We start from the raw sequence: 12,863 nt of genomic DNA, 5'->3' as shown, positions 1-12,863 counted from the left end.
TCCCACGGGGCAGCGCGACCATCCGGAGTATCTCTGTGCAGCACTATTCCGGGGACCAGCCCCCGTACGGCAATGGCGGGGGCCAGCTGCCGTACGGGAATGCCGGGGGCCCGCCCCCTGCCCCGCCCGGCAGCGGTTACGGTCCCAGCAGCGAGTACGGCACGCCCCGTCGGAAGGCCAAGAAGAAACGGCTGTTTCTCATAGGCGGCCTCATCGTGGCCCTGGGGCTGGCCTCCATACCCGTACTGAACTACTTCGACGTCTTCTCCGACAACGGGGACCCGATCTCCTTCAGCCGGCCCGGCGGCCAGGACGGCGCCGCCGATGGCACGGCGTCGGGGGCCGGGAACTCCGGTGTGCTGATGCCGACGGGGCCGGACGCGGGCTTCAAGGTCGCCAACACCCTGGACGACGGCACGAAGATCGGCGTGACCACCCTGGCGGGGAAGAAGTCCGGTTTCACCGGCAAGGTCTGGGTGTGGGCGCCCAAGGAGTACTACGAGGACAAGTACGCCAAGAGCGGCTTCCCCGTCCTCATCGCGCTGCCGGGCGGCCCCGGCTACCCCAACAACTACTGGATGGGCACCGACCTGAAGCTGCAGAGCAGCATCAGCCAGTGGGCCAAGGAGGGCAAGAGCCTGCCCTTCATCGTCGTCATGCCGGTCCTGAACCCGGACGCCAAGTTCTACTACGACGGCAGTGACATCCCCGGCCAGCCCAAGATGGGCACCTGGATGACCGAGGACGTGCCCGACCTGGTCAAGGCCAATTTCCGTACCTACACCTCGCGCGACGGCTGGGCCTTCATGGGCTCCTCCTCCGGCGGCTTCGTGGGCCTGAAGTCCGTGCTGAAGCACCCGGACAAATTCAAGGCGGTCATCGCCAGCGGACCGGAGACCCGGCCGGACTCCCCGCTGTGGCGGGGCCACCAGAAGGAAATGGACGCCAACAATCCGGAGCGCTTCGCGAAGGAACTCTCGCAGAAGCCGAACGGGCCGGACGTCTATATCGCATTCCAGATCGGCACGAAGGAAAAGGGCCAGGACAAGCTCGAAAAGTTCATGAAGAATTTCGGCAAGGGTCCGGTCCACACCAAGCTGAACGTCATCCAGGGCGGCGGGCACAACGCCCGCAGCTACGTGCCGGGGATGGGCGACGGACCCGATTCACCGATCGAGTGGATCAGCAAGCAGATGCTGGGGCCGAAGGCGTCGTCCTAGCCGCACGGGGCGCGTGCGGGCAGGGGGGCGCTGCCGGGCCGCCCCGCCCGGCAGTCCCGCCCGTCGGTGGTCTCAGCCCTCGAGCAGATCCACCCGTACGTCCGCCGGGAAACCGGTCGTGGGGCCGACCCGGCGGGCGAACTCGGTGACTCCGCGCAGCTGGTCGGGGCCGAAGCGGAAGTCGAGCGTGGTGAAGTAGCGCTCCAGGACCTGCTCGTCGAAGCTCTCCCAGCGCGCGGCCTGCTCGGCGACCTTGGTGACCTCCTCCAGCGACAGGTCGCGGGAGGCCAGGAAGGCCTCGTGCACCTTCTGTACGACCAGCGGCTCGCGCTCCAGGTAGTCGCGGCGGGCCGCCCAGACGGCGAAGACGAACGGCAGTCCCGTCCAGTCCTTCCACATCTGCCCCAGGTCGTGGACCTGGAGGCCGAGGCGGGGGCCGTCGTGCAGGTTCGCGCGCAGCGCGGCGTCGCCGATCAGCACCGCCGCGTCCGCCTCCTGCATCATCACGCCCAGGTCGGGCGGGCAGGTGTAGTACTCCGGCGTGACACCGATCCGCTCGGCCAGCAGCAGCTGGGCCAGGCGCACGGAGGTGCGCGAGGTGGATCCGAGGGCGATGCGCGCCCCGTCCAGCTGCTCCAGCGGCTTCTGCGAGACGATCACGCAGGACATCACGGGGCCGTCGCAGCCGACCGCGATGTCGGGGAAGGCGACGAGCTGGTCGGCGTGCTTGAGGAACTCCACGAGCGTGATGGGGCCGATGTCCAGGTCGCCGCGGATCAGGTGCTCGTTGAGCTTGTCCGGGGTGTCCTTGGTGAGCTCCAGGTCGAGCAGGGTGCCCGTACGGGCCAGGCCCCAGTACAGGGGCATGCAGTTCAGGAACTGGATGTGGCCCACCCGCGGCCGACTGCGACGGTGGTCGGCGGGGGGCCCGGCGAGGGCTCCGGCGGGGGCGTCTCCAACGGTAGATTTGTCCACATGTGGAGGCTAGACCCGGTCTTCTGTAAACGCTGCAGCGGGGCAGTCTATGGCCGGTATGCAGCCCAACTAAACGTGATCTTTGGCTCTTCCGCGCCGCGAGCGCACCGTGCTAGGCTCAGCGCAAGTTGCAGTTTGGTTTCCCTTGCAGTACAGAGCCTGCGGAGCATGTGACCCGCAGGCTTTTGTAGTTTTCAGACTTGTTTGCAGGTTCTGGAGCAGGGCAACCCTTTGGCCCAAGGAGGGCTTATGGCTACCGGAACCGTGAAGTGGTTCAACGCTGAAAAGGGCTTCGGCTTCATCGCCCAGGACGGCGGCGGCCCGGATGTCTTCGTTCACTACTCCGCGATCAACGCCTCTGGCTTCCGCTCCCTGGAGGAGAACCAGCAGGTGAACTTCGACGTCACGCAGGGCCCGAAGGGCCCGCAGGCGGAGAACGTCACCCCGGTCTAAGTTGCCCGGGCCGACCGATCGCGGTCGCATCTAGCAGTACCCAAGGAGCCCCCACTTCGGTGGGGGCTCCTGCCTTTTGTGCTCGCCGCCGGGGCGCAGGTCACCCGTACAGGGCGTCGATTTCTGCCGCGTAGCGGGTGGTGACGGTGGTGCGGCGGAGTTTGAGGGTGGGGGTCAGGGTGCCGGATTCGACGGTGAGGTCGGTGGGCAGGACGGTGAAGGCCCGGATGCGGGCGGGGCGGGCGGACTGGTTGTTGGCCTCGTCGACCGCTTGCTGGATGAGGGTGCGGACGGCCGGGTGGCGGGAGGGGTCCGGGCCCAGGTCGGTGCCGGTGCGGGCGGCCCAGGCGGCGATCTCCTCGGCGTCCAGGGTGATGAGGGCGACCGGGTAGGGGCGGCGGTCGCCGACCATGACGGCGCGGGAGACGTACCGGGACTGCTGGATGGCGAATTCGACGAGGGAGGGGGTGAGGTTCTTGCCCGAGGAGGTGATGATCAGCTCCTTCTTGCGGCCGGTGATGGTGAGGTAGCCGTCCTCGTCCAGGGCGCCCAGGTCGCCGGTGTGCAGCCAGCCCTCGGCGTCCAGCGCCGCCGCGGTGGCCTGTGCGTCGTGGTGGTAGCCCGGGAAGACGGTCGCGCCGCGGGCCAGCACCTCGCCGTCCTCGGCGATCTTCACCTCGCAGCCGTCCACCGCCCGCCCCACCGTCCCGTACCGCACCGCTCCCGGGTGGTTGAGGGTGATCAGCCCCGCCGACTCGGTCATGCCGTAGCCCTCGTAGAGGGCGATGCCGCAGGCCCGCAGGAAGTCCAGCGTCTGGGGCGCGATGGGCGCGGCTCCGGTGAGGGCCCAGCGCAGCCGGCCGCCGAAGGCGGCGCGTACCGGCGCGTACAGGGCCTGTTCGGCCGCCTCGTACCGCTCTTGCAGCTCGCCGGACGGCTCCTGGCCGCGGGCGCGCAGATCGGCGGCCTCGACCCCGGTGCGCACCGCCGCCTCGAAGCGCTCCCGGCCGCCCTCGGCGGACTCCGCGAGCGCGCGCACGGCGGCGTGGACCTTCTCGAAGAGGCGGGGCACGGAAGGCAGATGGGTGGGCCGTACCTCTGCCAGCTCCGCGATCACATTCTCGATCTTCCCGCCGTAGTAGGACAGCGTGCCGCCCAGCAGCAGCGCCTTCAGCTCGATGAGCTGGGCCAGCAGATGGGCCAGCGGCAGATAGAGGTAGGTGACATCGCCGGGCCCGCCCTCGATGAGGGAAGCGGTGCTGTCCTGTACGGCGGCGAGGTTGGCGTGGGTGAGGCGGCACCCCTTGGGCATCCCCGTGGTGCCGGAGGTGTAGACGATGGAGGCCACATCGCCGGGCGCCACCGACCGGGCGCGGGCGGCGAGTTCGGGCAGCGGCGCGGGATCGGGCAGCCGGTACAGGTCCAGGGCTGCCCCGTAGACCTCGCCGGCCTCGGCTGCCTCGCCGGTCTCGGCCATCTCGTCGGCCTCGGCGAGCAGCACGACATGGCGCAGCGCGGGCAGCCGGTCGCGGACCCGGCGCACGCGGTCCGCCTGCGCGCGGCCCTCGCAGATCACCACGCGGGCCCCCGAGTCGCCCAGCACCCAGGCCAGTTCCTCCTGCCCGGCCGTCGGATAGACCGGCACCACCACCGCGCCCGCCGCCAGCGCCCCGAAGTGCGCATGGGTCCACTCCGGGCGCGTCTCGGACAGGATCGCGACCCGGTCCCCCGCCCGCAGGCCCACCGCCCCCATCAGGCCCCGGGCCACCTGCCGTACCACGTCCCGCAGTTGGGCATAGGAGCACTCGCCCCAGCCCTCGCCCTGTCTGAAGCGCAGCGCGGGCAGATCCCCGAAGCGCTCGGCGGTCCACTCCGTGAACTGAGCGAGGGTGTCGGGCCGGTGCTGCATCGCGCCTCCTGGAAGCGGAATCTCGCTTGCGCGTACGGGCGTCCGCGTACGGGAACGCCCGTACACCCGCTCCGCACGCCCCGTCCGTACGACGCTAAGGACAGCCGCTGACCGCCGGGGATGACGAGAACGGTCACCCCCACTGACCTCTTCGCTCACTGCGGCTACGGTGTGGGGCATGGGCAGGTCGACGATCGCGGTGCACCACGTGCGGGCCGCGCTGGGCGGCGTGCGGCGGCTCGGCATCGACACCGCGCCCCTGCTCCAGGCCGCGCAGATCCCCCCGCTGCTGGTGGGGGACGCCCGGGCCCGGGTCACCGCCGAGCAGTTCACGCTGCTGGTCAAGGAGTTGCACCGGGTCACGGGGGACGAGTTCCTGGGGCTGGGTCCCGCGCCCAGCCGGCGCGGCACCTTCGCGATGATGTGCCACACCTGCCTGGCCTGCCGGGACCTGGGCACCGCCCTGCGGCGCGCGGCGCGCTTCTACGGCCTCTTCCCCGGCGGCCCCGAGATGCGGCTGACGGTCCAGGGCGGCGGCGAGGCCGTCTTCTCCATCGGCAACGACCTGCGCGCCCACGACGAGGGCGCCTTCCTGTCGGAGTGCGTGCTGATCATCTGGCACCGGCTCTCCAACTGGCTGATCGGGCGCCGTATCCCGCTGCGCTGGGCGGAGTTCGCCTATCCGGCGCCGCCGCACGCCCGCGAGTACGACACCCTCTTCGGCTGCCCGGTGCGCTTCGGCGCCGCGCGCACCGGCGCCGGGCTGGACGCCCACTGGCTGGCCGCGCCGGTCGTACGCGACGAGGCGGCGCTGGCGGACCTGCTGCGGCGCGCGCCCGCCGGGCTGCTCAGCCGCCGCGAGTACGGCACGACCGTGGCCGAGCAGGTGCGGCGCGCCCTCTCCCAGTCCCTGCGCAGCTCCGGCCCCGCCCGGCTGCCGGAGGCCGCCGAGGTCGCGGCCCGGCTGGCGGTGAGCCCGGCGACGCTGCGCCGCCGCCTCCAGGAGGAGGGCACCTCCTACCAGCGGCTGAAAGACACCGTACGGCGGGACGCGGCGATCACCTCACTGGTGTCGGGGCGCGAGCCGATCGCCGAACTCGCCGCGCGGCTGGGCTTCTCCGAGGACACCGCCTTCCACCGGGCCTTTCGGCGCTGGACGGGCACCACGCCCGGCGCGTACCGGCTGCGCGAGGCCCCGCAGCCCGCGTCCGGGCCCCGGGAGCGTCCGGGCCCCCGCGGTCAGCAAAGCTGAGCATCGCGGTCAGCTCAGATCTTACTGGCGGGTCACTAACGTCCCTCCAACTAGTCCCGCACCATCGGACAGTTGGGAGAGCCCTATGCATCCACTGCGCACCCGCACCCTGCGCCGCACCGCCCTCGCCGCCACCGCCGCACTGGCGCTGGGCCTCGGCCTGACGGGCACCACCGCGAGCGCCGGGGTCGCCCCCGCCCCGGACGCCGCCACGAGCCCCGGCGACATCGTCACGTCCGCGCCGACCTCCTTCCACCCGCTGCCCGGCCAGCCCACCAACACCAAGGCCTGGCACATCGAGTACCGCTCCAGCACCGCCAAGGGCGCCCCGAACGTCGTCTCCGGCACGGTCATCGTCCCCAACGACGGCAAGCAGAGCCCGCGCCCCCTGGTCACCTACGCCGTGGGTACGGTCGGCCTCGCGGACTCCTGCGCGCCCTCGGCCGGATTCCCGTACGGCACCACCGTCGAGGCCACCCTCATCAACCAGGTCGTGCAGCGCGGCTGGGCCGTGGCCGTCACCGACTACGAGGGCCTGGGCACCCCGGGCGACCACACCTACACCGTCGGCAAGGCCGAGGGCCAGGCCGTCCTGGACGCGGCGCGGGCCGCCCAACGCCTGCCCGGCGCCGAGAAGTTGGGCATCACCAAGGACAGCCCGGTGGGCATCATGGGCTACTCGCAGGGCGGCCAGGCCTCCAGCTGGGCCGCCGAGCTGCACGCCTCCTACGCGCCCGAGCTGAAGGTGAAGGGCACCGCGACCGGCGGCGTCCCCGCCGACCTGCTCAAGGTCGCGGACTTCAACAACGGCAACATCGGCGCGGGCCTGATCCTGATGGCCGCCACCGGCCAGGACGCCGCCTTCCCCGAGCTGAAGCTGGAGAAGTACCTCAACGACAAGGGCCGTTCCTACGTCGACTTCATGAAGAAGAACTGCGTGGCCATAGACGTGGTCGCGGGCCTGTTCAAGAAGATCTCGGACGTCACGGTCAAGAACCCCCTGGACGAGGCGGACTGGCAGCGCACACTGCGCGCCTCCAACCTGGGCGCGGGCAAGCCGGACGCGCCGGTCTACCTCTACCACGGGACGCTGGACGAGCTGATCCCGTACGAGAGCGGCGAGAAGCTGCGCGCGGACTGGTGCGCCAGGGGCGTGAGCGTGCAGTGGAAGTCCTACCCGGGGCTCGCGCACATCGGCGGGGTGACGGTGGGCGCGCTGCCGGCCGCCGACTGGCTGGGCGAGCGCTTCGCGGGCCGCCCGGCCACCGGCAACTGCCGCTGATCCACCGCGACTTCACCGCGCACAACGAAGGAGCCCCGTACCACCTCCCCCACAGAGGCGGCACGGGGCTCCGGCCTGGCGCGGCCCGCTCGCGCGGGGTCAGTGGTCGTCCCAGTGCCCCGCGTGGGCCGCGTGGCGGTGACCGTCGTGGAGGTAGTCCACGTGGTCGCCGTGGCGCACCTGCTCGTGGCCGCAGCCCTCGCCGTGCTCGTGGCCGTGGCCGGCGTGCTCGGTGTGCGCGGCGGGCTCGCACTCGTCCCAGTGCTCGCCGTGCGCGCGGTGCAGATGGCCGTCGTGCGCGTAGTCGGTGTGGTCGCCGTGCTCGACGGGCCGGTGTCCGCAGTCGGGACCGTGCTCGTGGGCGTGGGGCGCGTGCTCCTGATGGACGGCGGTGGTCATGTCGTCACTCCCTGTGGTTCCGCGGGATACGGGGGATGGATCTGACATCGCCAGCCTAACGATTATGACCCTTTTGCCCCACTATTTCGTACGGAGCCCACCCGGCCGCCCACGCTGCGTGATGCTCACCCCCGCCCGTACAGCGCCGCGATCTCACCCGCGAAGTCGCGGGCGATGGCGACCCGCTTGAGTTTCAGCGAGGGCGTGAGGTGCCCGGACTCCTCGGTGAAGTCCACCGGCAACACGCTGAAACGGCGGATCGCCTCCGCCCGCGAGACCAGTGTGTTGGCGTCGTCCACGGCACGCTGGAGATCCGCCAGGAGTCGGTCATCTCGCACCAGTTGCCCCAGCGGCACATCCTGCTTCTTGTGCATCTGGCGCCAGTGCGCGAGCCCGTCCGGCTCCAGCGTGATCAGCGCGGCGACATAGGGGCGGTCGTCGCCCACCACGACGCACTGGCCGACCAGCGGGTGCGCGCGCAGCCGGTCCTCCAGCGGCGCGGGCGCGAGATTCTTGCCGCCCGCGGTCACGATGATCTCCTTCTTGCGGCCGGTGATGGTGAGATAGCCGTCCTCGTCCAGGGCCCCCAGGTCGCCGGTGGCAAACCAGCCGCCGGCCGCGGCGGGCACGGCGGCGGCCCGGCCCGCGTCCCAGTAGCCGGTGAAGACATGGCCGCCGCGCAGCAGCACTTCGCCGTCCTCGGCGATGCGGACCGCGCCGCCCGGCAGCGGCCAGCCCACCGTCCCGATACGGGGTTTCAGCGGCGGGGTGAGGGTGGCGGCGGCGGTGGTCTCGGTCAGCCCGTACCCCTCGAAGACCTCGATCCCCGCGCCGGCGTAGAAGGCGGCGAGGCGGTGACCGAGCGCCGAGCCGCCGCAGATGACGTAGCGCACCCGGCCGCCGAGCGCGGCGCGGATACGGCGGTAGACCAGCGGGTCGTACAGGCCGCGGGCCGCCCGCAGCCCGAGCCCCGGACCGCCGCCGCGCCCGTGCTCCTTGGCCTCCACCGCCTCGCCGTAGCGCCGGGCGATGCGCGCCGCCCGGTCGAAGGAGGCGGCCCGGCCCATCTTCTCGGCCGTCGCCCGGCCGGTGTTGAAGACCTTCTCCAGGACGTAGGGGATCGCCAGCAGGAAGGTGGGCCTGAAGGCCGCGAGGTCGGCGAGCAGGTCCTCGGTCCGGATGCTGGGCGCGTGCCCCAGGCGGACCCGGGCGCGCAGGCAGCCGACCGCGACCATCCGCCCGAAGACGTGCGAGAGCGGCAGGAACAGCAGGGTGGAGGCGGGGTCCTGGCTGACCGACCTGAACACCGGGTGCAGCAGCTCGATCGCGTTGTCCACCTCGGCGAAGAAGTTGCCGTGGGTCAGCACACAGCCCTTGGGGCGGCCCGTGGTGCCGGAGGTGTAGATCAGCGTGGCGATGTCGTGCGGGCCCACCTCCGCGCGGCGCCCGGCGACCGCCTCGTCCGGCAGCTCCCGGCCCGCCGAGACGATGTGCGAGACGGCGCCGGTGTCCAGCTGCCACAGGTGCGCCAGGCCCGGCAGCCGGTCCCGTACGCCGCTGACCAGGCGGGCCTGGTCGACGTCCTCGACCACGCAGGCGGCGGCGCCGGAGTCGTGCAGGATCCACTGCGCCTGGTGGGCGGAGGAGGTGGGGTAGAGGGGGACGGTGACCAGCCCGGCCGCCCAGGCCGCGAAGTCGATGAGCGTCCACTCGTACGTCGTACGAGCCATGATCGCCAGGCGGTCGCCGGGGCGCAGGCCGTGCGCGATCAGTCCCTTGGCCACCGCCCGCACCTCGCCGGCGAACTCCGCGCAGGTCACGTCCCGCCACTCGCCGCCCGGTCCGCTCTTGGCCTTGCGGGCCAACACGGCCTCGTGCGGGGCCTGTTCGGCGTTGTCGAAGGGTATGTCGCCGAGCGAGCCGGTGGCGGCGGGCGGCGCCAGCGGCGGTACGGCCGCCTCCCGGACGACGCCGCCCACCACGGTCTTGACCGGCTCCACGAGGGCGGGGGCGACCGAAGCCGCCGGGGCGGCGCGATCCGCGGGGGCCGCGGAGGCTGCGGAGGCACTTCCTCGATCGGACACTGGCGGCTCCTCATCCGTGCATCGGCGGCGCGATCTCGGTGCGGGTGCGGTGCTGCGGTGCGCTGTTCCTCGGGGTCAACTTCCTGACCAGACAGTAACCTTACTGCGAAGTAAATTTACGCGAGGCCGGGAAATCGGCCAATGCCCGCGCCGCCCTCGGCGCCTCCCCCTTGGCCCCTCCGGCGTCCGCCGCCGGCAGTCCTTACGGCCGGTCCCGCTCTGCCTGTTTTCCCGATACCTGCGGCATCGCGCCCGAAATTGCGTGGTGTGCACCGGGTCGCCGAGGGGGCGACCGAGGCAGCGGGCCGTACCCGACGCGTACGGACCACCGCACCCGTAGCGCCGGGCGCACACCGCGCCCCGCGCACGTCGAGAAGGACACCGCACACCATGAAGCTCTCCCGCGCCCCCCTGCGCGCCGCCGTCGCCGCCGCCGTCATCGCCGGTACGGCCGCCGCCTTCGCCGCGGACTCCGGCCCCTCCCCCGCGCCCACCACCGCGTCCGCCGCGGCCAACGGCACCAACGCGAACGCCCAGAGCTGGAACGCCTCCGGCAAGGCCGACCCCGGCCCGGCGTACACCGTGACGCTGGGCAACGGCGCGCTGGCCACCGTCCAGCAGGTCGGCGGGATGTACACCGCGAAGATCCAGGTCAAGAACCAGGTGATCGCCACCCTCGGCTCGACCCACCCGACCGTCACCCACGACGGCGTGCGCTACACGCTCCACCCGCGGGACGGCAAGGTCGGCATCGCGTACCTGAACACGAAGCACGACAAGAAGCACGACAAGAGGCAGGAGGAGAAGCGGGACGGGAAGCGGGACACCGCGGGCGGCAAGCACCGCCAGGGCGACAAGGGAACCGCCCTCGACGGCAGGAGGACGCCCAAGGGCGGGGTCGCGGCGGGCGAGGCCGAGGAGTCCGGCGGCAGCCCGGCGCTGATCGCCGGGGGCGCTGCCGCCGCCGCGGGCCTGGCCGGCACCGGCCTGCTCGTGGCCCGCCGCCGCAACGGCCGAAGCTGAGGCGCACCAACTCCAGGCGGAAAACGGTGAATCGGCCGGTCCGGAAGCTGCCCGGACCGGCCGATTCACCGCAGGTACGGCAGCAGGCGCCGCCCGCCGCCCCGCTCATCCGCCGGGCGCCCACCGCTCCCCGGCCATCAGCCGCTCCAGCCCGGCCCAGGCGAAGTTCATCAGCGTCGCCGCGGTCTCCTTCACCGCAGGCGCGTCGCCCGCGGCGGCCCCGGCCACGTCGAACTCCGCGCCCCCTTCGGCCCCTTGCGCCTCTTGTGCCGTACGGACATTGACCCACTCCGCCAGCGACTCGGCGGCGCCCACCAGCGCATGCGCCAGTCCCGCCACCTCGCGGTCGGCCAACTCCCGGTCGCAGCCCGCCTCCTGGGCCCCGGCGGCGATCATCAGCGTCACGAAGTCGACGATCTCCGCGCGCATCGCCGCCACTTCGCGGGCGAACGGCTCACCCTGCGTACGCGCCTGCTGGTGCAGCACCGCCCAGCCCGCCGGATGCGCCGCCGTATGCGCGAAGAATCCTTTCAGCCCGCTCCACAGCTGCCGGTCGGCCGACGCCCCCGGCTCCACGGCCGCGCGTACGGCCGCCACCAGCGCCTGGCGCTCCCGCCGGATGACCGAACTGAACAGCTCCTCCTTGGAGTTCAGGTAGAGATACACCAGCGGCTTGGAGACCCCCGCCAGCTCGGCGATCTCGTCCATCGAAGCGGCCCGGTAGCCGCGCCGCGCGAAGGTCACCACGGCGGCGTCGAGCATCTGCTGCTCCCGCACCGCCCGCGGCATCCGCTTGCCCTTCACAGCACCCACCCCAAATGTCCTTCCACCCCGCCCCTTTACCGCAAAGTAAGTTTACGTTCCGCCGCCGTCCCCGCGGTCGCCCTTGACGGCACATCGGCCATGCGAGACGATACGTCTCGTCGCACAGAATCACCGATCCCGCCGGAGGCCCGCACCATGCACCAGCCCGCAGCTCGGCAGCCCGTCACCGAGCGATTCGTCCAGGCCGCCCCCGGTGTCCGCCTGTGGACCGAGGAGCGCGGCGCCCCGGACGCACCCCCGCTGCTGCTCGTCATGGGGGCCACCGCGTCCGGCCTGGCCTGGCCCGAGGAGCTGGTACGCGCACTCGCCGCCCACCACCGCGTCATCCGCTACGACCACCGCGACACCGGCCGCTCCACCTGGCCCTTCGACGAGATGCCGTACCCCCTCACGGACTTGGCCGAGGACGCCGTCACCGTCATGGACGCGCTGGAGGTCCCGCAGGCCCACCTGGTCGGGCTGTCCCTGGGCGGGCTGCTCACCCAGATCGTGCTGTCCGACCACCCCGACCGCGTCCTCAGCGCCACCCTCGTCAGCACCGGGTCGGCCAGCGGCGCCCCACTGATACGCGCGGACGGCACCGAGATCCCGGTGCCGGAGCTGCCCCAACCGGACGCCGGCGTCGTGGAGTTCCTCTCCCGCCCCTTCGAGGACCAGGGCCCCGAGGCGGAGATCGAGCGCCGGGTCGAGATGTGGCGGCAACTGAACGGCACCGCCCTGCCCTTCGACCCCGGCTACTTCCGCGACTACGAGCGGGCGATCATCGAGCACACCGGCCACCACACGCCGTCCACCGCGCACGCCCGCGCCGACTACTCCGGCATGGAGCGCACCGAGCAGCTGGCCCGTACACAGGTGCCGGTGCTGGTCGTCTCGCCGCCGTGCGACCCGCTCTTCCCGCCCCCGCACCCCGAGCACATGGTCCAGACGATCAACAACGCCCGGCTGGTGGAGATCCCGGGCATGGGCCACGCCCTGCCGCGCGAGGTCCTCGCGCCGCTGGCGGACGCGGTGCTGCACCACACCGGGGCCCTGGCGTCCTGAGAGGGGCCGGACACGACGGTGGCCCCCGCGACGAGCGTCGCGGGGGCACCGTTGCGCAAGGGGCCGGGGATCAGCCGCCCACGCCCGCCGGGGCCGGCAGCGAGGGCTTCTTGTCCGCCTGCTCGACCACGTCGCCGTCCAGCTCGATGCCGCCGGCGTTGGCGTACGCCTCGCGGTCCAGGATCTTCTCCCGGGCCGAGACGAGGATCGGGATGACGGACTGGCCGGCCACGTTGGTGGCGGTGCGCATCATGTCCACGATCGGGTCGATGGCCATCAGCAGGCCCACACCGGCCAGCGGCAGGCCCAGCGTCGACAGCGTCAGGGTGAGCATGACGGTGGCGCCGGTCAGGCCCGCGGTGGCGGCCGAGCCGATCACCGAGACGAAGGCGATGAG

At 72.1% G+C, this 12,863-nt stretch carries 12 protein-coding genes; 6 read left to right on the top strand and 6 right to left on the bottom strand.

Translation table 11 applies throughout. From position 1 onward, the window contains the following. The first annotated feature begins 35 nt into the window (after nucleotides 1-35). Nucleotides 36-1,220, top strand: a complete 1,185-nt coding sequence (locus AC4IJH_RS25565) for an alpha/beta hydrolase (protein ID WP_490854197.1) — start codon at nucleotides 36-38, stop codon at nucleotides 1,218-1,220. 72 nt (nucleotides 1,221-1,292) lie between these two features. Here the strand turns inward: AC4IJH_RS25565 and AC4IJH_RS25560 are convergent, their stop codons facing one another. Continuing rightward, nucleotides 1,293-2,195 carry a menaquinone biosynthetic enzyme MqnA/MqnD family protein gene (locus AC4IJH_RS25560; RefSeq protein ID WP_490854196.1) on the bottom strand — a complete coding sequence of 301 codons (903 nt, stop codon included), beginning with the start codon at nucleotides 2,193-2,195 and terminating at the stop codon, nucleotides 1,293-1,295. Between the two features lie 249 nt (nucleotides 2,196-2,444). Between AC4IJH_RS25560 and AC4IJH_RS25555 the strand changes: the two genes are divergently transcribed. Further along, entirely contained in the window at nucleotides 2,445-2,648 is a 204-nt protein-coding gene (locus AC4IJH_RS25555; RefSeq protein ID WP_003984261.1) for a cold-shock protein, read from the top strand. A gap of 100 nt (nucleotides 2,649-2,748) precedes the next feature. On the opposite strand, the gene AC4IJH_RS25550 is transcribed toward AC4IJH_RS25555, so the two are convergent. Next, the gene (locus AC4IJH_RS25550; RefSeq protein ID WP_490854195.1) at nucleotides 2,749-4,557 is read right to left on the bottom strand and encodes an AMP-dependent synthetase/ligase; all 1,809 of its coding nucleotides are present in this window, start codon (nucleotides 4,555-4,557) and stop codon (nucleotides 2,749-2,751) included. A 178-nt stretch (nucleotides 4,558-4,735) separates the two neighbouring features. Between AC4IJH_RS25550 and AC4IJH_RS25545 the strand changes: the two genes are divergently transcribed. Together AC4IJH_RS25545 and AC4IJH_RS25540 are read left to right on the top strand one after the other, a co-directional pair. Next, nucleotides 4,736-5,809 carry an AraC family transcriptional regulator gene (locus AC4IJH_RS25545; protein ID WP_490854194.1) on the top strand — a complete coding sequence of 358 codons (1,074 nt, stop codon included), beginning with the start codon at nucleotides 4,736-4,738 and terminating at the stop codon, nucleotides 5,807-5,809. An 85-nt stretch (nucleotides 5,810-5,894) separates the two neighbouring features. Beyond that, nucleotides 5,895-7,091 (top strand): lipase family protein, encoded by a 1,197-nt coding sequence (locus tag AC4IJH_RS25540; protein WP_490854193.1) that lies wholly within the window; start codon nucleotides 5,895-5,897, stop codon nucleotides 7,089-7,091. A 99-nt stretch (nucleotides 7,092-7,190) separates the two neighbouring features. On the opposite strand, the gene AC4IJH_RS25535 is transcribed toward AC4IJH_RS25540, so the two are convergent. Both AC4IJH_RS25535 and AC4IJH_RS25530 read right to left on the bottom strand, forming a co-directional pair. After that, nucleotides 7,191-7,490, bottom strand: coding sequence for a hypothetical protein (locus AC4IJH_RS25535; RefSeq protein WP_490854192.1), 300 nt, complete (start codon nucleotides 7,488-7,490; stop codon nucleotides 7,191-7,193). A gap of 125 nt (nucleotides 7,491-7,615) precedes the next feature. Continuing rightward, nucleotides 7,616-9,574 (bottom strand): AMP-dependent synthetase/ligase, encoded by a 1,959-nt coding sequence (locus tag AC4IJH_RS25530; RefSeq protein ID WP_490854191.1) that lies wholly within the window; start codon nucleotides 9,572-9,574, stop codon nucleotides 7,616-7,618. Nucleotides 9,575-9,964: 390 nt separating this feature from the next. Here AC4IJH_RS25530 and AC4IJH_RS25525 point away from each other — a divergent pair, with 390 nt between their 5' ends. Beyond that, nucleotides 9,965-10,597, top strand: a complete 633-nt coding sequence (locus AC4IJH_RS25525) for a hypothetical protein (protein WP_490854190.1) — start codon at nucleotides 9,965-9,967, stop codon at nucleotides 10,595-10,597. A gap of 105 nt (nucleotides 10,598-10,702) precedes the next feature. Here AC4IJH_RS25525 and AC4IJH_RS25520 read toward each other — a convergent pair whose 3' ends face one another. Continuing rightward, a complete protein-coding gene (locus AC4IJH_RS25520) occupies nucleotides 10,703-11,410 on the bottom strand; it encodes a TetR/AcrR family transcriptional regulator (RefSeq protein ID WP_490854189.1) in 708 nt (235 codons plus the stop codon). A 147-nt stretch (nucleotides 11,411-11,557) separates the two neighbouring features. Between AC4IJH_RS25520 and AC4IJH_RS25515 the strand changes: the two genes are divergently transcribed. Continuing rightward, complete coding sequence (locus tag AC4IJH_RS25515; RefSeq protein ID WP_490854188.1) at nucleotides 11,558-12,466, top strand: alpha/beta fold hydrolase; 909 nt, start codon at nucleotides 11,558-11,560, stop codon at nucleotides 12,464-12,466. Nucleotides 12,467-12,536: 70 nt separating this feature from the next. Here the strand turns inward: AC4IJH_RS25515 and AC4IJH_RS25510 are convergent. Continuing rightward, on the bottom strand, nucleotides 12,537-12,863 hold a 327-nt coding region (locus AC4IJH_RS25510; RefSeq protein WP_490854187.1), incomplete at its 5' end, for a cation:dicarboxylate symporter family transporter.

This window comes from Streptomyces sp. UF-297 (genome assembly GCF_058245575.1).
The sequence above is the reverse complement of the archived record's forward strand: the minus strand, read 5'-3'. Positions and strand labels throughout refer to the sequence as shown.